18 protein-coding genes and 1 pseudogene are annotated in these 18,828 nt (G+C 72.3%); 7 read left to right on the top strand and 12 right to left on the bottom strand.

All coding sequences use genetic code 11. From position 1 onward, the window contains the following. Positions 1–76 precede the first annotated feature (76 nt). Together AB0316_RS08750 and AB0316_RS08745 are read right to left on the bottom strand one after the other, a co-directional pair. Complete coding sequence (locus tag AB0316_RS08750; RefSeq protein WP_142185442.1) at positions 77–439, bottom strand: RNA polymerase-binding protein RbpA; 363 nt, start codon at positions 437–439, stop codon at positions 77–79. A 120-nt stretch (positions 440–559) separates the two neighbouring features. Next, positions 560–1,936: an MFS transporter gene (locus AB0316_RS08745; protein ID WP_366272274.1), complete on the bottom strand. Its 1,377-nt coding sequence runs from the start codon at positions 1,934–1,936 to the stop codon at positions 560–562. Between the two features lie 108 nt (positions 1,937–2,044). Here AB0316_RS08745 and AB0316_RS08740 point away from each other — a divergent pair, with 108 nt between their 5' ends. The 3 genes from AB0316_RS08740 (at position 2,045) to AB0316_RS08730 (ending at position 5,095) form a co-directional block, all read left to right on the top strand. Next, positions 2,045–2,575, top strand: coding sequence for a MarR family transcriptional regulator (locus AB0316_RS08740; RefSeq protein WP_366272272.1), 531 nt, complete (start codon positions 2,045–2,047; stop codon positions 2,573–2,575). A gap of 100 nt (positions 2,576–2,675) precedes the next feature. After that, positions 2,676–3,872 (top strand): methyltransferase domain-containing protein, encoded by a 1,197-nt coding sequence (locus AB0316_RS08735; RefSeq protein WP_366272270.1) that lies wholly within the window; start codon positions 2,676–2,678, stop codon positions 3,870–3,872. Then, positions 3,869–5,095 carry a DUF2332 domain-containing protein gene (locus AB0316_RS08730; protein ID WP_366272268.1) on the top strand — a complete coding sequence of 409 codons (1,227 nt, stop codon included), beginning with the start codon at positions 3,869–3,871 and terminating at the stop codon, positions 5,093–5,095. Before AB0316_RS08735 ends, AB0316_RS08730 begins: the two co-directional genes overlap by 4 nt. A gap of 108 nt (positions 5,096–5,203) precedes the next feature. On the opposite strand, the gene AB0316_RS08725 is transcribed toward AB0316_RS08730, so the two are convergent. Both AB0316_RS08725 and AB0316_RS08720 read right to left on the bottom strand, forming a co-directional pair. Continuing rightward, positions 5,204–7,135: an alpha-amylase family protein gene (locus AB0316_RS08725; RefSeq protein WP_366272266.1), complete on the bottom strand. Its 1,932-nt coding sequence runs from the start codon at positions 7,133–7,135 to the stop codon at positions 5,204–5,206. An 89-nt stretch (positions 7,136–7,224) separates the two neighbouring features. Continuing rightward, positions 7,225–7,845 carry an L-threonylcarbamoyladenylate synthase gene (locus tag AB0316_RS08720; RefSeq protein WP_366272264.1) on the bottom strand — a complete coding sequence of 207 codons (621 nt, stop codon included), beginning with the start codon at positions 7,843–7,845 and terminating at the stop codon, positions 7,225–7,227. A gap of 26 nt (positions 7,846–7,871) precedes the next feature. Here AB0316_RS08720 and AB0316_RS08715 point away from each other — a divergent pair, with 26 nt between their 5' ends. Continuing rightward, complete coding sequence (locus AB0316_RS08715; protein WP_366272262.1) at positions 7,872–8,315, top strand: GNAT family N-acetyltransferase; 444 nt, start codon at positions 7,872–7,874, stop codon at positions 8,313–8,315. Beyond that, positions 8,312–9,523 carry an L-2-hydroxyglutarate oxidase gene (gene lhgO, locus AB0316_RS08710; protein WP_366272260.1) on the top strand — a complete coding sequence of 404 codons (1,212 nt, stop codon included), beginning with the start codon at positions 8,312–8,314 and terminating at the stop codon, positions 9,521–9,523. The genes AB0316_RS08715 and lhgO overlap by 4 nt, the downstream gene beginning before the upstream one ends. A 31-nt stretch (positions 9,524–9,554) precedes the next feature. Here the strand turns inward: lhgO and AB0316_RS08705 are convergent, their stop codons facing one another. The 5 genes and pseudogenes from AB0316_RS08705 to AB0316_RS08685 all read right to left on the bottom strand — a co-directional run bounded on the left by AB0316_RS08705 (position 9,555) and on the right by AB0316_RS08685 (position 14,064). Then, the gene (locus tag AB0316_RS08705; RefSeq protein ID WP_366272258.1) at positions 9,555–10,796 is read right to left on the bottom strand and encodes a WXG100 family type VII secretion target; all 1,242 of its coding nucleotides are present in this window, start codon (positions 10,794–10,796) and stop codon (positions 9,555–9,557) included. A gap of 75 nt (positions 10,797–10,871) precedes the next feature. Next, positions 10,872–11,180: a hypothetical protein gene (locus AB0316_RS08700; protein ID WP_366272859.1), complete on the bottom strand. Its 309-nt coding sequence runs from the start codon at positions 11,178–11,180 to the stop codon at positions 10,872–10,874. A gap of 79 nt (positions 11,181–11,259) precedes the next feature. After that, a pseudogene (locus tag AB0316_RS08695) lies at positions 11,260–12,072 on the bottom strand (APC family permease); the annotation flags it as partial. 193 nt (positions 12,073–12,265) lie between these two features. Next, positions 12,266–12,895, bottom strand: coding sequence for a CE1759 family FMN reductase (locus AB0316_RS08690; RefSeq protein ID WP_366272256.1), 630 nt, complete (start codon positions 12,893–12,895; stop codon positions 12,266–12,268). Beyond that, entirely contained in the window at positions 12,892–14,064 is a 1,173-nt protein-coding gene (locus AB0316_RS08685; protein ID WP_366272254.1) for an LLM class flavin-dependent oxidoreductase, read from the bottom strand. Before AB0316_RS08685 ends, AB0316_RS08690 begins: the two co-directional genes overlap by 4 nt. Before the next feature lie 117 nt (positions 14,065–14,181). On the opposite strand from AB0316_RS08685, the gene AB0316_RS08680 reads away from it, so the two are divergent. Beyond that, on the top strand, positions 14,182–14,943 hold the full coding sequence (locus AB0316_RS08680) for an RNA methyltransferase (RefSeq protein WP_366272252.1): 762 nt from the start codon (positions 14,182–14,184) through the stop codon (positions 14,941–14,943). 109 nt (positions 14,944–15,052) lie between these two features. Here AB0316_RS08680 and AB0316_RS08675 read toward each other — a convergent pair whose 3' ends face one another. Both AB0316_RS08675 and AB0316_RS08670 read right to left on the bottom strand, forming a co-directional pair. Next, positions 15,053–15,592, bottom strand: coding sequence for a DUF1697 domain-containing protein (locus tag AB0316_RS08675; RefSeq protein WP_366272250.1), 540 nt, complete (start codon positions 15,590–15,592; stop codon positions 15,053–15,055). Between the two features lie 2 nt (positions 15,593–15,594). Further along, positions 15,595–16,497, bottom strand: coding sequence for a PhzF family phenazine biosynthesis protein (locus AB0316_RS08670; RefSeq protein ID WP_366272248.1), 903 nt, complete (start codon positions 16,495–16,497; stop codon positions 15,595–15,597). 102 nt (positions 16,498–16,599) lie between these two features. On the opposite strand from AB0316_RS08670, the gene AB0316_RS08665 reads away from it, so the two are divergent. After that, positions 16,600–17,226, top strand: coding sequence for a histidine phosphatase family protein (locus tag AB0316_RS08665; RefSeq protein WP_366272246.1), 627 nt, complete (start codon positions 16,600–16,602; stop codon positions 17,224–17,226). An 85-nt stretch (positions 17,227–17,311) separates the two neighbouring features. Here AB0316_RS08665 and AB0316_RS08660 read toward each other — a convergent pair whose 3' ends face one another. Then, on the bottom strand, positions 17,312–18,799 hold the full coding sequence (locus AB0316_RS08660; RefSeq protein ID WP_366272244.1) for a glutamate--cysteine ligase: 1,488 nt from the start codon (positions 18,797–18,799) through the stop codon (positions 17,312–17,314). Between the last annotated feature and the right edge of the window lie 29 nt (positions 18,800–18,828).

Raw genomic sequence — 18,828 nt, 5'->3', positions numbered from 1 at the left:
ACGGCATACGGCATACAAGAAGCCCGCCCCCACGAACGGGGCGGGCTTCTCGGTGGTGCAGTCTGTGGGTCGGCGCTCAGGCGGTCTTCTTGCGACGCGGCTTCTCGCCGCGGGACTCGCGCAGCAGCGTCAGTCGCTCCTCGAGCAGCTCCTCGAGCTCGGGGATGGAGCGGCGCTCGAGCAGCATGTCCCAGTGGGTGCGCTGCGGCTTGACGGGCTTGGCCTCCGGCTCCGGGCCGTCGCCCTGCAGCTTCGCGTCCAGGCCGCAACGGCACTCCCAGGTGGATGGGATGTCGGCCTCGATGGAGAAGGGGAGCTCGGTGCGGTGTCCCTGCGGGCATACGTAGACCGTGAGCTGGCGCTCACTGGGGACGACGTTCTCGTCGGATTCCATGCTCCTCGCACCGAGGTTGGAACCGCGTAGTGCTCGATCGGCCATGTGGACCCCTCCAAGATCTGCCCTGTGACACCACTGCCAGTGTCATACCCTCACAGACCCTTGAACGACCGAATCCGCAGTGTTGTTCCCGGGGGAGCGGTTGTCGGGCGTCGGAGTGCCTCACACGACGGCGGGCACCGGGTTGCCGGCCTGCTCGATGCCCTCGCGCATGCGCACCCGCGAGAGCAGCACGCCGCCGACGGCGAAGAAGACGACGAGGGTCACGATGGCCCAGCGGTAGCTGTGGCTGAACTGGTAGACGAGGCCGAAGATCAGGGTGCCGAACCAGCTCGTGCCGCGCTCCATGGCCTGGTAGAGGCTGAAGAACTCGGCCTCCCGCCCCTGCGGGATGAGCTGGCTGTAGAGCGAGCGCGACAGCGCCTGGGTGCCGCCGAGGACGATGCCGATGAGCAGGCCGAGGGCGAAGAAGAGCGCCAGCTGCTTGGCCGGCACGAAGAACGCGATGACCACGACGACGGTCCACATGACGATGCCGGACAGCACCGTGCGCCAGGCGCCGATGCGGGCGGCCACCACGCCGAACAGGCGCGCACCGCCCCAGGCGACGAACTGCACGAAGAGGAAGAGCCCGAGCACGGTGCTCTGCGAGAAGCCGAGCTCCTCCTGGCCGTAGAGGCTGGAGTTGCCGATGACGGTCTGGATGCCGTCGTTGAAGAAGAGATAGGCGACGAGGAACAGGAGCGTCTGGGGGTAGTTGCGCAGCTCGCGGAACGTCTTGCGCAGCTGCGCCAGGCTGCCGCCGACCACGCCCGCCGAGCGCTCGACCGGGGTGACCACCGTGCCGGTCAGGTGCCGCAGCCCGAGGTAGGGGATCAGGGTGAAGCCGCCCCACCAGAGCCCGGCACTGAGGATGTTGATCCGCACGGCCATGCCCTCGGTGAGCCCGAGCGGCTCGTAGAAGCTCATGAGCGCGAAGTTGAGGGCGAGCAGGAGGCCACCACCGAGGTAGCCCAGGGCCCACCCCTTCGAGGACACCCGGTCACGCTCGTTCTCGTTCGCGATCCGGATGAGCAGGGAGTCGTAGATGACGAGGGAGGCGCCCAGGCACAGGGTCGCGACGATGACGAGCGCAACGCCGAGCTGCCAGTTCGTGCCCGCGACGAAGAACATGAGGGAGCCCGCGATGGCGCCGGCCCACGCGAACCCGGCGAACAGGCGCGTCGGGCGGGCGCTGCGGTCGGAGATGGCCCCGACGAAGATGAGGAAGATCGCCGAGATGATCGTGGAGACGGTGACCGTGTACGGGTAGACCGAGCCCGGCGAGATCGGGATGCCGAGCAGCGAGAGGTTCGTGAGGCAGTCCTGGCCGCTCGCGATGCCCGGGCAGGCGGCCTGCTTGGCGATGGCAGTGAGGTAGGGGCCCATGAGCACGGTCGCGGTGGTCGTGACGTAGGCCGAGTTGGCCCAGTCGTACCAGTACCAGGAGCGCTGCTCCTTGGTCTCCGGTCGGGCGGCGTTGACGACGGCGTGCGACATGGCAGGACTGTCCCACACCGCGCAGGGACAGGTGCGGGGCGCGTCCACAACACGCCGTCGCAGGTCGGGCACCACGTCCTGAAGGAAGTTTAGTGCTAAAATGTATGGATGAGCGAGGTGTCGGGGGATGAGGTCGGGGCGATCATCGAGGGGTGGAGGCGCGAGCGGCCCGACGTCGACGTCGCCTCGATCGGCGTCATCACCCCGGTGTGGCGGATCGCGTCCATCGTCATGGACAACCGCGCCCACGTGCTGGCGCAGCACGGGCTCGACCAGAGCCACCTCGACGTCCTGGCGACCCTTCGGCTCGGCGGGCCGCCGTACCGCCTGAGCGCCGGTGAGCTGTCGCGGCGGTGCCGGGTGACGCCCGGAGCCACGACGCAGCGCGTCCAGGCCATGGAGCGGCTCGGTCTCGTCGAGCGGGTCCGTGAGGAGCCGGACCGTCGGACCGTGCACGTACAGCTGACCGCCGACGGGTCGTCAAGGCTCGACGGCATCATCGCCGAGGTGATGGCGGCCGACGAGGCGCTGCTCGCGGGACTCGAGCCGTCGCAACGCACGTCGCTGGAGGCGTTGCTGCGGCACTGGCTCAGAACGCTGAAGTCGGGGCCAGCCCCATGGCCGAGCACTACTGCATAACGCCGATAATCGACATTATGTCACATCGGCGTGAGAGGGCCCTCCCCACGGGTCTAGCCGTGGTCGTAGACGACGCCGGTGCGCCGTAGCCTTGACCGCGATGCAGTGCGACTACTTCCACGCGGCGCGGTGCCGCTCGTGCACCCTCATGGGCGTGCCGTATGCCGTCCAGCTGGCCGACAAGCAACGTCACGTGGCCGACGTGCTCGCCGCGGTGGCACCCGACGTTGAGTGGCTGCCCGCACACGCCGGCCCCGAGGCCGCCTTCCGCAACAAGGCCAAGCTCGTCGTCGGCGGCTCCCCCGGCGCCGTCACGGTCGGCATCCTCGACCGCGGCGGCAGCGGCATCGACCTGCGCCATTGCGGGCTCTACGAGCCGGGCCTCGCCGAGCTGGTGCCACGGGTCGCGGACCTGCTCGACCGACTGGGACTGGAGCCCTACGACGTGCCGAGGCGGCGCGGCGAGCTCAAGCACGTCCTGCTCACCCACTCCCCCGACGGGGAGGCGATGCTCCGCTTCGTCCTGCGCTCCCAGAAGCACCTGGCGCTGCTGCGCTCGCGGCTGCCGCTGGTCCTCGACACCCTGCCCGAGGTCCGGGTCGTCTCGGCGAACCTCCAGCCCGAGCACAAGGCGGTGACCGAGGGCGAGGTCGAGATCGTCCTGACCGAGGCCGACGTCCTGCCGATGCGGGTGGGCGACGTCGAGCTGTTCCTGCGTCCCAACAGCTTCTTCCAGACCAACACCGGCGTCGCCACGGCGCTCTACCGGCAGGCCGGTGAGTGGGTGGCCCGCGTCGACCCGGGCATCGTGCTCGACCTCTACTGCGGCGTGGGAGGTTTCGCCCTCCAGGCTGCCCTGGCGGCCGGCCGTCGCGATCGTGTCGTGCGGGGCGTCGAGGTGGCTCCCGAAGCCATCGTCTCGGCTCGCCGCAGTGCGGCCGCACTCGTCGCGTCCGGCGCCACGCGGGCCGACCTCGACTTCGCCGTGGGCGACGCGACCGACGTCGCCGTGCTGCCCCCGGTGTCTGGGGTGGACGTAGAGGTCGGGACCGCGGGCGCCAAGGAGACATCGCTCGTCGTCGTCAACCCGCCCCGGCGCGGCATCGGTCCCACGCTGGCTGCCTGGCTCGACGGATCGGCGGCCTCGCACGTGGTCTACTCGAGCTGCAACGTCGAGAGCCTGGCCCGCGACCTCGCCCGCATGCCGTCGCTGGGCGCGCGTGAGGCACGGCTGTTCGACATGTTCCCGCAGACCGGCCACCACGAGGTGGCGGTGCTCCTCGAGCGTCGGCCATGACGTCGGGGCGAGGCACGGACGGCTCACAGGCTGCGATAGGCGAAGACGGCGTCGCCGCTGCTGAGCGCCTCGACCGGGTGCGTCGCCGGTTCCGCGAGTTCGCCGTGGAGTACTCGTCCCTGCCGCTCTACGGCGTCGTGAGCCGCCACGTCGCCGACGACCCGGCCACCGCGGTGCTGCTGACCGGGGCGCGGCCCGGCCAGGCGCGTCCCGTGCTGTGGTTCGCCGCGCTGCACGACCTCGTCCTGCGCCGGCCGGAGGTGCCTGCCGCGCGCTGGTACGCCAGTGTCGCCGGCCGCGACGCCCTGCCCGTCGGCGACCCGTGGCCCGACGTCCGCGCAACGGTGCTGGAGCATGCGGACGAGATCGCTCACCTCATCGCCACGCGCACGACCCAGACGAACGAGGTGAACCGCAGCGTCTACCTCGCGGCCGGGCTGGCTGCCGCCACCCGAACCGGAGACCGGTCTTCCTCCTCACCCTCCGCGGCCGCCGGCTCGAGGGGCATCTCGGACGCCCGGCACCGGACCCGGGTCGCCCTCGTCGAGCTGGGAGCCAGCGCCAGACTGCTGCTGGGCCTCGACCGCTACCGCATCACGACCGTCTCGGAGAGCGGGCTGCGCAGCGTGGTCGGCGACCCCGCCTCACCGGTGCGCTGCGAGGGCGTCGACCGCTCGGTCGGTCGCCAGGCCCTGCAGCCGCTTCCGCAGGTGGTCGCGCGGGTGGGACTCGACCGCCATCCCGTCTCGCTCGACGACGAGGACGCCGTCCGCTGGCTGCTCGCCTGCCTGTGGCCCGACGTACCGGGCCGCGTCGAGCGCTTTCAGGCAGCCCGGTCGCTCCTGCTCCCCGACCCTCCCCTCGTCCTGCAGGGCGACCTCGTCGAGGATCTCGGTGCGGCGTTCGACGCGGCCCTCGACGGTGCCGCGGTGGGCGGCGGCGCCGACCACGTCGTCGTCTACAGCTCGTGGGCGCTGACCTACGTCGCGCCGGAGCACCGCTCGGCCCTGGCCGAGGAGCTGTCGCGGCGCGCGCGCAGCGTGCCTCGCCTGACCTGGCTCACGGCCGAGCCGCCCGGGTGCGTCCCTGGCCTGCCGCACGAGTCGCGCGCGGCGGAGGCGCCCACGGTGCTGGGCCTGCGCACGTGGTTCGAGGGCGTCGAGACCCCGGCGCGGGTCGTCGGCGTGGCGCACCCGCACGGGGCGTGGGTGCGGGCCTGGTGACGTCGTCAGGCCCCTGTGGCCGGAACATCATAATGTCGATTATGGGCGAAACGCATTGGCGCACAAGCGAATTCGCACGACGCACCGCCTGGCCCGCGCCACGGCCCGTCAGGCGGGTGCGTCCACGACCCACCACGCGGCATACGGGCTGAGCGATACGAGGCCGTCCGCGCTGCCGAAGACCGGGTGACCTCCGAGGGCGTCGTAGGGCCGGGTGATGCCGGCCTCGGTGAAGAGCCTGACCTCCAGGGTGCGCCACGATTCGGTGACGTTGTACGCGCACACCATGGGCCCGCTCGCGTGCGAGCGCACCACGACCAGGACCCCGTCGTCGGTGTCGGCCACGACGCGCACGGGCGCCCCCGCGTGCAGCTGGGGCAGTCCCGCTCGCACCCTCGCCAGGTGCCGCAGCCCCTGGAAGACCTTGCCGGGGACGGCCTCCGGGTCGTCCCGTCGCGCAGCCGCGTCCCAGTCCAGGCGCTCCCGGTGGGCCCAGCGGTTGTCGTCCTCGTGCCCGGGCTCCCGGTCCCACAGGGGGTCGTTCGGCAGGCCGAGCTCGTCGCCGCTCCAGGCGACGGGGATGCCGCCCCAGCCCGCCACGACGGCGTGCGCGAGGAAGAGCCGGGCCAGGCCCAGGTCGATCGCCGCGCGATCGCCGGCCTTCTCCCCCGCCTGCAGCCCGGTCAGCGCGGCGGCCGTCCCGCTGATGCGCTTGTCGCCCGTGGCCGGGTTGGCCTGGAAGACGAGCCCGCGCGCCCACGAGCCCGGAAAGTCCCCCGCATACCAGTCCGACAGGAACCGCCGGTGCGCGAAGCCGTCGAGGCCCGCGCGGGCGGCGTCCGCGTCGTCGATCGCCCACCCGATGTCGTCGTGGCACCGGACGTAGCAGATCCAGGTGCCGCTGGGCGGGGTCGGTGGCAGCGCTGCCAGGGCGACGCGCGCGAGCCGCGTGCTGCCGGTCGCGAGCATCGACCAGACCTGCACCATGAGGCTGTTGTGGTAGGCGAGGTCGCTGACGCGCCCGACGTGGGAGCCGAGGCCGAGGTACTGCACGAGGTCGCGCGGTCCCACGATGGCCTCGGCCTTGAACGCGAGCGCCGGGCAGGCGATGCGCGCCACGGCCCTCAGCGCCTGGGCCACGGCGTGCACCTCGGGCTGGTTCTGGCAGTTGGTGCCCAGGCGTTTCCACGTGAAGGCGATGGCGTCGAGGCGCAGCACCTCGACGCCGAGGTTGGCCAGGTGCAGCACGATCTCGGCGTACTCGACGAGGACCTCGGGGTTGGACCAGTCGACGTCCCACTGCCACTCGTTGAAGGTGGTCCACACCCAGCCCTGGAGCTGCTCGTCCCAGGTGAAGTTGCCCGGCGCGAAGTCGGGGAAGACCTCGGGCAGCGTGCGTTCGTAGGCGTCCGGCATGACGCGGTCGGGATAGACGTGGAAGTAGTCGCGGTAGCGCGACTCCCCCGCCCTCGCGCGGCGCGCCCACTCGTGCTCGCGGGCGACGTGGTTGAGCACCAGGTCGAGCACGAGCGAGATGCCCTGGCCGCGCAGTGTCCGGGTCAGCCCGCGCAGGTCGTCGTTGTCGCCCAGGTCGGGGCGCACGCGCCGGTAGTCGGCCACGGCGTAGCCGCCGTCGTTGTCGCCCTCGCGTGGCAGCAGGAGCGGCATGAGGTGCAGGTAGGTGACGCCGAGGTCGCGCAGGTAGTCCACGCGACCGGCGACGCCGCGCAGGTCGCCGGCGAACCGCTCGGTGTAGCAGGCGTATCCGAACATGTCGGGTTGCTGGAGCCAGTCCGGGCGCAGCAGCCGCCGCTGGTCCAGGCGGCGCAGCTCCGGGTCGCGGTCCCGGAAACCCGAGACGGCCGTCTCGAGCAGCCGCGTCGCGAGGGCGGTCACGTCGTGCTCCGGGTAGAGCGTCGCGAGCGCCGCGACGAGGTCGTCGGTCCAGCGCTCCAGGCGCAGCTCGAGGGTCTCGCGCTCGGTGGGGTCGAGCCCCGCGAGCAAGGCCGTGGTCGACTCCTGCGTGGGCGCGTGGCTCATGGCCCGATTGAACAGCACCGGGGGCAGGGGCGACAGGGGCGCGCCCGGCCCCGTGTCACACCCTGTTACACCGGGTCACACCGGCGGGGTCACTCGAAGGGTGACGGGTCTCCGGCGCCGACGCGGGTGACCACGGGGTAGCCGTCGGAGAAGTCGACGACGGTGGTCGGCTCGAGCCCGCACTCCCCCGAGTCGATGACGGCGTCGATGACGTGGTCGAGGCGGTCCTTGATGAGCCAGCCCTCGGTCATCGGGTCCTCGTCGTCGGGCAGCAGCAGCGTGCTCGACAGGATCGGCTCCCCCATCGCCTTGAGCAGCTCACGGACCACGGGGTGCTCGGGGATGCGGACGCCCACGGTCTTCTTCTTGGCGTGCAGCAGTCGCCGAGGCACCTCCTTCGTCGCCGGGAGGATGAACGTGTAGGGGCCGGGCGTCGCGGCCTTGACGGCACGGAAGACGGCGTTGTCGAGGTGCACGAACTGGCCCATCTGCGCGAAGTCCGAGCACACGAGCGTGAAGTGGTGCTTCTCGTCGAGGTGGCGGATGCGCAGGATCCGCTCCTTGCCCTCGGGATTGTCGAGCGAGCAGCCGAGCGCGAAGCACGAGTCGGTCGGGTAGGCGATCAGGCCACCGGAGCGCAGGATGTCGACCGCCTGCCCGATCGCCCGGGGCTGGGGGTCAACGGGGTGCACGTCGAAGTACTTCGCCATGCCGCCCACCCTGCCATGCTGGGCGGATGACGGAGCAGACGGGTGAGCAGACAGGCGACCAGACCGGGCAAGGCACGCAGGACGGGGAGGGCCCCGCCGGCAGCTCCCCGGGTGGTTCCCCGGACTCCGTCGAGGTGACGGACAACCCCGCCGAGCACCGGTTCGAGCTGCGCCACGGCGACGAGGTGATCGGGGTGGCCGCGTACGCCGTGGTCCCCGGAGGCGCCGACCAGGCCGACCGGCTCGTCCTCTTCCACACCGAGGTGCGACCGGAGTACGAGGGGCAGGGTCTCGGCGCGCGCCTCGCGGCGCACGCCCTCGACAGCGCGCTCGCCTCCGGCCGGGACGTCGTCGCGCTGTGCCCGTACATCAAGGCGTACGTCGAGCACCACCCGGAGCCGTATGCCGCCCGCCTGGTGAAGCCGACGCGGGCAGACGTGGAGGCGGCCGAGCAGGCCAGCGCACGATGACCCGCGCGCACGTCGTCGTCGTCGGTGGCGGCATCGTCGGATCCGCGGTGGCGCGCCGGCTGGTGCTCTCCGAGTCGCGGCCCGACGTGACGCTGGTCGAGAAGGAGGTCGAGCCGGCGCGGCACCAGACGTCGCGCAACAGCGGCGTCGTGCACGCCGGCATCTACTACGCGCCCGGATCGGCGAAGGCGACCCTGTCGCGGGAGGGGGTGCGCCGGCTCAAGCAGTACTGCACGGAGCGGGGCCTTCCCTACGAGGAGGTCGGGAAGCTCGTCGTCGCGCTGGACGAGACCGAGGAGGTGCGGTTGCGCGAGATCGAGGCCCGGGCCCGCGCGAACGGGGTCCCGGGTCTGCGCCGTCTCGATGCCCAGCAGCTGCGGGAGATCGAGCCGTATGCCGTGGGCCGGGCCGCGCTGCACTCCCCCACGACGGCGATCACCGACTTCACGCGCGTGGCAGCAGCCATGCTCGAGGACGCGAGGTCCGGCGGGGCCGAGGTCGTCACGGGCTTCGAGGTGATCGCGATGCCCCGCCGCGGTGAGCGGGTCGAGGTCCGTGCCGCGGACGGGCGGACTCTGCTGGCCGACCGCGTCGTAATCGCGGCGGGCCTGCACGCCGACCGCCTGGCGAGACTCGCCGGTGACGGCCCCAGTCCGGCGATCGTGCCGTTCCGCGGGGAATACCACCGGCTGGCGCCCTCCGCCGGGCACCTCGTGCGGGGCCTGGTCTATCCGGTGCCGGACCCGCGCTACCCGTTCCTCGGCGTCCACCTCACGAGGCGGGTGGACGGCACCGTCCTGCTGGGCCCCAACGCGGTGCTCGCCACGGCGCGCGAGGGCTACCGCAAGCGTGACGTCGACCCGGGCGTGCTGCGCGACCTGGCCATCTCGCCCGGTTTCCGGCGGCTGGCGCGCGCCAACGTCAGGACCGGGGCGCACGAGGTCTGGGGATCCCTCAGCCGGCGGGCGTTCGTGCAGCGTGCTCGCCGCTACGTCCCCGCCATCGCCGACTCCGACGTGCTGCCCGCCGGTTCAGGGGTGCGGGCCCAGGCGATGGACCCGGACGGTTCGCTCGTCGAGGACTTCCGCTTCAGTCGGGTGGGTCCGGTCTTCTGCATCCGCAACGCGCCCTCGCCGGCCGCCACGGCCTCCTTGGCGATCGCCGACATGGTGGTGACCCAGCTCGACGTCGGTCGAGCGGTCTCCTGACGGTGCGGGCTCGCGCAGACCGGCGCCGGGGTCAGTGCTTGCCGAAGTAGGCGCTGGCCTCCATCGCCTCGATGACCGACGGTGCCTGGTGCTGGCCGATGGCGTAGCCGCCGAGGTCCTTGACCGTCTCGACGACCCCGGCGGCAGGGCTGACGAGGCTCCAGGGGCTGACGTGCACCTCGGGCGGCTTGGCCGGGTCGAGGGCGATCTGGGTACCGAGAGCGTCGGGGAGACGATCCGGCCCCAGGTGTGGCACGTGGTCGACGAAGGAGCCCACCGGGTTCTGCAGGGTCGTGAGCACCTCACCTCGCACGTGGTAGTTGCGGATCTGCCCCGAGGCCAGCCCGCCGTCGCCGTGGCCGAGCCGCGTCGCGAGCTCGACGGTGTTGGGGTGCACGCCCGCGGCGTTGAACGTGACGGCCGGGACGTCGGTGGCGACCGAGGCCGTGCTGGCCAGGCCACCGCCCAGGGAGTGCCCGGTCAGCACCATGTTCTCGCTGCCCACGACGGCGGACAGGCGCTGCGCCAGGGTGATGGCCTGCACGTGCTGGGAGCTGAAGAGGCCGACGCCCTGCTGCAGGTTGGCGCCCCAGTCGTCGAGACTCGACGGGTCGGTGCCCTGGAAGGCGAGCACGTAGTGGCCCTGCGCGTCGCGGTAGACGGTCGCGGCGAAGCCTTGCGGCCCGGTGAGCGTGCCGGGGTCGATGCCCAGCGTCCGCAGGTCCGAGGGTTGCAGCGGGTGGTAGGTGGCGGTGCCCTCGCCGTTGTAGACGCCCTTGGCGAGCTCGGCCAGCTCGAGGTCGATCTCGTGCGGCTTCGTCCCTCGCACGCTGTCGGCGAAGGGCGGCGGGGTGGGGGCGAGCGGTGACCCCGGCGGGAAGGCTCCGCCCAGCGGGCCTCCCGGCGCCAGGGGGAACAGCGTGCCGGGGCCGAGCAGCGGGCTCTGTCCGGTGCTCGCCGTCCGCTGCGCACGGGCGTTCTCGGTGAGGCGACGGGCCAGGCTGTCGAGGGTGGAACCCAGCGAGGAGAGGGCGTCTGCCGTCGATCGCCACTGCTGCTGGGCCGCCTCGGCGTCGGCGCCGCCCCACGACCGGCCGATGACGGCCAGGGCCCTCGTGCCGTTGGCGCGGATGCCCTGGACCTCGCCGGCAAACGCGCTCAGCTCGCGGGCGGATCGGTCCAGGGCCTCGGGGTCAGCACCCTTGCGGTAGAGCACGCGGTCCTCCTGTCGACGGTGGCCCCACCGTAGGTGCTGGCCGAGCGCACCGTCCATGGGGAGCACTCCCCACCGGCCGTGTCCGGCGGTCGCTGCAATCTCTGCCCCTCTGCCCGCGCGCCCCGGGTCTCGTCACGACCGCGCCCGGACGCGCAGGGTCACGAGCCGCCCGGCGACGCCGACAGCCAGGACGCCCAGACCGGCCAGGAGGGAGCCGACCGGCACGGCGAGGGCCAGGACCAGGCAGCCGACGAGACCGAGGCCCGCGAGCGCGCGCGGGTAGCGCCGGTGCGCACGGTCCTGGGTCAGCGCCGACGCGTTGGCGACCGCGTAGTAGAGCAGCACCCCGAACGAGGAGAACCCGATGGCACCCCGGAGGTCGGTCGTCAGCACGAGCACGCACACGACGACGGCCACGGTCACCTCCGCAACGTGCGGCACGGCATACCGCTCGTGCACGGCGGGCGAGGGGTGCGGGGAGGTCGCCGTTGCGGGCCATGGCGAGGGCGGTGCGGCCGATGCCGGCCACGAGGGCGAGCAGCGCGCCGAGCGCGGCGAGCACGGCGGCGGCGGACGCCGCCCACGGCAGCCAGCCGTCCGGGCCTTGCGCGACCCACGCGAGAAGACGCACGGGCGCCTGCGTGGAGGCGGTCACGGTCGGCCCCAGCACGCCCAGCAGCAGCACGGCCGTGACGGCATACAGCACGACGACGACCGCGAAGCTCAGCACGACGGCCCGTGGGATCGTCCGCGCCGGCTCGACCACCTCCTCCCCCAGCGTCGCGATCCGCGCATAGCCGGCGAAGGCGAAGAAGATCAGGGCCGCTGCCTGCAGGACGCCCCCGACGCCGCCCGCGCCCGGCAAAGCCACCCCCGAGTCGATGGCCGGCTCGCCCCACCGGGACACGGCGGACACCACCAGCACGACGGCGACGAGCACGACGACGACCGTCACGATCCAGCGCGTGAGGGCAGCCGTGCGGGTGATCCCGCGGTAGTTGACGGCCGCGACCGCCACGACGACGAGCGCCGCGAGCGGGCGCTGCCAGGCGGGCGGGACCAGGTAGACCGCCACGGCGGGCGCCATGGCCGCGCAGCTGGCGGTCTTGCCGATGACGAAGCCCCAGCCTGCGACGAAGCCCCACCACGGCCCGAGGCGCTCGCGGCCGTAGACGTAGGTGCCGCCCGAGGTCGGGTACTGCGCCGCCAGCTGGGCCGAGGACGTCGCGTTGCAGAAGGCGATGACGGCAGCGACGGCGAGCGCGGCCGGCAGCCACGAGCCGGCAGCGGCGGCAGCGGGCGAGAAGACGGTGAACAGGCCGGCTCCGACCATCGATCCGACCCCGATGAAGACGGCGTCTCGCGTGGTGAGCCGGCGGGCGAGGGCCGGGCTCGACCCGCGGGATGTCATGCACCGAGTGTGGTGGATGGTGGGGGCTCGGCGGCCACCCGACACCCTCCGCGGCGGGCGCACGCGCGAAGCGCCCGGCCGGCCGCAGTGGCCGACCGGGCGCCGAAGGCGGGTGTCAGGCCCGCAGGTCGGTGAGCATCGCCTCGAACGGGGTCACCTGCTCGAAGGGGTCGACGCGAGCCGTGCGGGGCGCCCCGGAGACGAGGGCCGCGAAGGCCGTGCCTGCCCGCTCTATGCGCTCGCCGAGGCGACCGGCATCGACACTCCCCCAGTCCTCACTGGCTGCGAAGACCGCGACCGGGGCCACGAGGGCGCCGAGGTGGGCGAAGAGCGGACGGAGCGCGTGGTCGATGGCGAGCGAGTGGCGCGCCGTACCGCCCGTGGCGCCGAGCAGGACCGGGGTGTCGCGCAGGGCGTCCTTCGGCAGGACGTCGACGAGCATCTTGAACAGCCCGCTGTACGACGCCGCGTAGATCGGGGTGGCGACGACGAGCGCGTCGGCCTCGGCGATCGCGTCGAGCCGGACCTGCAGCTCGGGGGACGCGAAGCCGGTGAGGACGTTGTTCGTCACGTCGTGGGCGACGTCGCGCACGTCGACGACCTCGACGACGACCTCGCCGACGCCCTGGCCGGCGAGCGCCCGCACGGTCGCCTCGGTGAGGCGGTCGGCGAGCAGGCGCGTCGACGAGGGGTCGGTGACGCCGGCCGTGATGACGGCGAGGCGGAAGGGGCTCTGCGTGGTCACTTGGTCACCTCCAGCGAGACGGGAGTGCGGGTGGGGTCGGGCGAGGCGCCGGTGACGTCGTCGCCCTCGGCGTACACGGTCGTGTCGTGCGCGCCACCGGCGGCAGCGACGCGGGCGGCGTGGGTCGGGGCGTCCGGCACGTGCGCCGGCTTGAGGGCCGCGAACTCCTTGCGCAGCACCGGCACGACCTCCTCGCCGAGGATGTCGAGCTGCTCGAGGACCGTCTTCAGCGGGAGCCCCGCGTGGTCGATGAGCCACAGCTGGCGCTGGTAGTCGCCGGCGTAGTCCCGGAAGCTCAGGGTCCGCTCGATGACCTCCTGCGGGCTGCCGACGGTCAGCGGCGTCTGGCGGGTGAACTCCTCCAGGGAGGGGCCGTGGCCGTAGACCGGGGCGTTGTCGAAGTACGGCCGGAACTCGCGCACGGCGTCCTGGCTGTTCTTGCGCATGAACACCTGGCCGCCGAGACCGACGATCGCCTGATCGGCGCGCCCGTGGCCGTAGTGCTCGAAGCGCCGACGGTAGAGCTGCACCATCTGCTTGGTGTGGCTGGCCGGCCAGAAGATGTGGTTGGAGAAGAAGCCGTCGCCGTAGTAGGCGGCCTGCTCCGCGATCTCGGGGCTGCGGATCGAGCCGTGCCACACGAACGGGGGTATGCCGTCGAGCGGGCGGGGCGTCGAGGTGAAGCCCTGCAGTGGGGTGCGGTTCTTCCCCTGCCAGTTCACGACGTCCTGGCGCCACAGCTGGTGCAGCAGCGCGTAGTTCTCGATCGCCAGCGGGATGCCGTCGCGGATGTCCTTGCCGAACCAGGGGTAGACCGGGCCGGTGTTGCCGCGGCCCAGCATGAGGTCCATCCGGCCGTTGCTGAGGTGCTGGAGGTACGCGTAGTCCTGGGCGATGCGCACCGGGTCGTTCGTCGTGATGAGCGTCGTCGACGTCGAGAGGACGAGGCGCTCGGTCTGCGCGGCGATGGCCGCGAGCAGCACGGGCGGGTTGGCCGGAGCGGCGAAGGGCGGGTTGTGGTGCTCACCGGTGGCGAAGACGTCGAGCCCGACCTCCTCCGCCTTCTTGGCGATGGCGACGGTGGCCTGAATGCGCTCGTGCTCGGTCGGCGTCCGTCCCGTGGTGGGGTCGGTCGTGACATCACCGACGGTGAAGATCCCGAACTGCATGTGTCCCAGCTCCTTTAGTTGACGATTCAATCGTATCGAACGCCGGGAGGCGCTCCCCCATTCCCGCGGCCCCGGCGTGGCGCGGGAGGCGTAACGGGGCTGTGGGATCCTGTCGCGGTGACTGCAGAGACCTCACCGAAGGACCGCTTCATCACGGTCTACGGCCGCAACCCGGTGCACGAGGTGCTCCTCGACGAGGACCTGCACGTCGACAAGGTCGTCATCGCCGAGGGCGCTCGCGGCAGCGGCCTGCGCGAGATCCAGCAGGCGGCGCGCCGGCGCGGGGTGGTCCTGTCGTATGCGAGCGCCGAGCGCGTCAAGAAGCTGGCCGGCAACGGGCGCCAGGACCAGGGCGTCTTCGCCGACGTCGTCGCACCCCGGATGCGGCCCCTCGAAGCGGCGCTCGCAGACGACGCCGCTGGGCTGCGCACCGTGCTGGTTCTCGACGGCGTGACGACGCCGGCCAACGTCGGCATGATCCTGCGCTCGGCCACGGCGGCCGGCGTCGACGGGATCGTCGTGCCCCGAAAGGGGGTGGCCTCGCTCGACCCGCTCGTGGTGAAGGCCTCCGCCGGTGTCGCCTTCCGCTCACCGATCCTCAAGGCCTTCACCGCCGGCGAGGCGGTGCGCGAGCTCAAGGAGCACGGCTTCCACGTCGTCGGCCTCGACGCCTCGGGGGACGACGACCTCTTCGCCGCCCACCTGCCCGAGCCGGTGGCCTTCGTGCTCGGCAGCGAGACGGCAGGGCTCACGCCTGAGGTCGCCCGGCAGGTCGACACGTGGGTGTCGATCCCGATGGCCGCGGGCGTCGAGTCGCTCAACGTCTCCGCGGCCGCCGCCGTGGTCTGCTTCGAGCTCGTGCGCCGCTCCCGCCTCTGAGGTGCGCCGGCGGGCCGTCGGACCGCCACGAGGTATGCCGTCGGCCCGGGCCGCGCACGCCCGTGCGGCGGCGCCGCGGTCCGTGGCGGTCCGTAGGGCCGGGAACCGGTCAGCTGCCCCACTTCTCGGCGAGCGCGCGCACGACCTTGATGTCGCGGGCCGTGCCGGTCGCGCCCGTCAGCTTCTCCAGGCGCGCGTTGGTCAGCTTGATCCCGTGCGCCGGTTTCGTCAGGAACAGCACGACGTCCGGGCCGAGCACGACCGCGCGCTCGCCGGGCTCGGCCCACTCCTCGAGCGCCGAGCGCCCGGAGGGCGTGATGCCGCCGGTGGTGAAGGTGACGTAGCGTCGCGCGTGCGCCCCGAGCGGCGACTCCAGGGCGTCCGCCTCGGCCGCGGTTCGTCGCAGGTCAGCGGGTGACCGGACGATGACCGGGACGTCGAAGCCGAACTCCTCGCTGATGAGCTCGCGCAGGGCGACCTCGACCTTGGACGTGCTGCGCATCGGGGTCGTGACGCGCACGTTGCCGCTCTGGATGTGCGTGACCACCTCGCCGAAGCCGTTGGCGCTCAGATGGGTCCGCAGGCGCTCCATCTTGACCCAGCGCTGGCCGACGTTGACGGCGCGCAGGAAGGCAATGTAGGTGCCCACCGTCAGCGCCCTTTCTCGCTGAGCCCAGACCGGCTGCGCCCGGGGCCGCCGTGCACCGCCACGCCCTGGCCCACCGCGTCGACCCGACCGCCGACGTGCACCCGGCCGTGCGCGTCGACGTCGAGCAGCAGCCTCGAGGGCCGTCCGACCGCGGCGCCCTGGCTGACCTCCACCGAGACGTCCCGCCGGCCCTGCGCAGCGAGCCAGCCGCCGAGGTTGGCACACGCCGAACCGGTGGCCGGGTCCTCGAGCACCGACTGCCCCTCGGTGTAGAACAGCCGCGCCTCGACGCTGCCCGGTCCCGTCCACGCCCACGCGTAGACGTGGGGCGGCCGCCCGGGCGAGGTCATGTGGGCCGCCATCCCGGAGGCCACCGGAGCGCACGCGCGCACCGCCTCGGCCGAGTCGATGTGCACGACGAGCTGCTCGACGCCCGCGTCGACCCACGAGGCGTCCTGCCGGACCACCGACGCCTCCTGCACACCGAGGGCGAGGGCGAGGTCGGCAGCGCTGGACCCGACCTCGCGCAAGGTCGCCGGTCGGGCGGTCAGGCGCCAGCCGTCGGCCGTGCGCACCACGGGGATGCGTCCGGCCGGCATGCTCAGGTGCACCTCGTCGACGTCGCCGGCCATATCGGCCACCACCTCCGCCGTGCCGAGGGTCGGGTGTCCGGCGAAGGGCATCTCGTGCCCGGGGGTGAAGATGCGCACCTGAGCCTCTCCCGCAGCCTCCCCCGTCACCGCCGAGGTGACGAACGCCGACTCGCTGAGGTTGAACTGGCGCGCCCAGGCCTGCATCGCTGGCTCGTCCAGGCCGGCCGCCTCGGGGAAGACGCACAGGGGGTTGCCCGAGAAGGGATCGTCCTCGATGGCGAAGACGTTGAGCAGGCGGAAGGGCAGGTCCATGGCCGAAGTCTGCCCCAGCACGCCTCCGAGCGGGTGCGGGACGGGCCCCCCACGGCGAGCCCCAGGGCGCGGACCACCGCCGCCCGCGGATACTGTGCAGGCATGGCCTCCCCCGACGGCGTCGTGCCCGGCAACATCTACCTCTTCCGGCACGGCGAGACGGAGTGGTCGCTCACCGGCCAGCACACCGGCACGACGGACCTGCCGCTCCTGCCCGAGGGCGAGGCGGCGGCGAAGGAGCTCGCGGGTGTCCTGCGCAGCCACCGGTTCGAGCGGGTGCTCGTCTCACCGCTTCAGCGGGCCAAGCGCACGGCCGAGCTCGCGGGGCTCGGCGACTTCGAAGTCGAGCCGCTGCTGCGCGAGTGGGACTACGGCGCCTACGAGGGCATCACGACCAAGCAGATCAGCGCCGAGCTCGGCCACCCCTGGGAGGTCTTCGTCGACGGGGTCAAGCCGGGGGTGACGCCCGGCGAGACGATCCACGACGTGGCCGACCGGGCCCAGCAGGTCCTCGACAAGATCTGGCCGGACCTCGAGCGCGGCGACGTCGCCCTCTTCGGCCACGGCCACGCCCTACGGGTGCTGACCGCCACCTACCTCAAGGTCGACCCGTGCTTCGGCCAGCAGCTCGTTCTCGACGCCGGCTCGATGAGCGTCCTGACGCACCACCGCTCCACCCGCTGCCTCGGGATGTACAACCTCTCCCCCTGGCGCCTGCTCTCCGACTGAGCCCGTCCGGGAGGTCGCGTATGCCGCCTGCCCCGGGCACACGGCATACGCGAGCTGCGTTGTGGCGCAGCCTCCCCGGGCTGGCTCAATCGCCGGGGAGCTCCCAGGTGTGGACGGGCTCGTTGGCCATCATCCCCTCGATGTAGCGGGCCAGCATCTCGCGCAGGGCCTTGTCGCGCGTGAGTCCCCGCGCCTCGAGGCGTGCCACGCACTCGGTCTGCCACGAGGCGCCGTTGACCCCCTGCAGGCAGCGCTGCTCGATGATCGTCAGGAACCGGTCGCGCACGGCTGTCGACACGCCCCAGCGCTGCAGGCCCTCGTGGGCCATCGGCAGCAGCCGGCGCAGCACGAGCTCGGTGGCCGGGACGTCACCGAGGCCGGGCCAGTAGGTGCGGGCGTCGATGCCGAGGCGCGCGCCCTCCTCGAAGTTGGACTCGGCCGCCGAGAAGCTCATCCGGGTCCACACCGGGCGGTCCTCCTCGGCGAGGACGCGCATCGTGCCGTAGTAGAAGGCGGCGTTGGCCATGACGTCGGCGATGCTCGGGCCTGCCGGCAGGACGCGGTTCTCGACTCGGAGGTGCGGGCGCCCGTGCACGATGTCGTAGATCGGCCGGTTCCAGCGGTAGACCGTGCCGTTGTGCAGCCGCAGCTCCTTGAGCTCGGGCACCTCGCCGCGCTCGAAGACCTCCTCGGGCTCCTCGTCGTAGAGCTCGGGCAGCAGGGCCGGGAAGTAGCGGACGTTCTCCTCGAAGAGGTCGAAGATCGAGGTGATCCAGCGCTCCCCGAACCAGACCCGCGGGCGCACGCCCTGGTTCTTCAGCTCGACGGACCGGGTGTCGGTGGCCTGCGTGAAGAGCGGGATGCGGGTCTCGGCCCACAGCCGCTGGCCGAGGAAGTAGGGCGAGTTGGCCCCGAGCGCGAGCTGCGGGCCGGCGAGCACCTGGGCGGCGTTCCAGTGGTCGGCGAAGCGCTCCGGCTGGACCTGCAGGTGCAGCTGGATCGAGGTGCAGGCCGACTCGGGGGCGAGGCTGTCGGAGTAGCGCGCGATCCGCTCCCCCGTCGGCCCCTCGAGCTCGAGCCACACGTCCTCGCCGCGCGCGTCGAGCACGGCGTTGTTCAGGGCGGCGTAGCGGATGTTCTCGCTGATCCAGTCGCCCTCGAAGTGCTCGGGCATGACGGTCGGCAGGATGCCGATGGCCACGATGCCGGCGTGCGCCTCGGCCGCCTTCTCGGACGCGCGGTTGAGCGACTCGCGCAGGTGCTCCTCGAGCTCGAGCGCGGCGTCGCCCGGCAGCGGCCGGGGGTGGACGTTGAGCTCGATGTTGTAGCGGGCCAGCTCGGTCTGGTAGTTCTCGTCGGCGATCTGCTCGAGCACCGACTTGTTGTCGAGCTTGGGACCGAGGTCCTCGGTGACGAGGTTGAGCTCGATCTCGAGGCCGGTCATCGGCCGGTCGAACTCGAACTCGCTCTTGCCGAGCATGCGCTCGAAGACGTCGAGGTCGCGGCGCACCTTCTCGCGGTACTGCTGCCGCTGCTCGCGTGTGTACCTGGCCTGCTCGACATCCGCTCCCACGTGCCGAGACAACCACACTCGACGGGCTC

Source organism: Terrabacter sp. NPDC080008, from assembly GCF_040702505.1.
In the GTDB taxonomy this organism is placed as follows: Bacteria; Actinomycetota; Actinomycetes; order Actinomycetales; family Dermatophilaceae; genus Terrabacter.
This window is presented reverse-complemented; position numbering and strand designations above follow the sequence as displayed.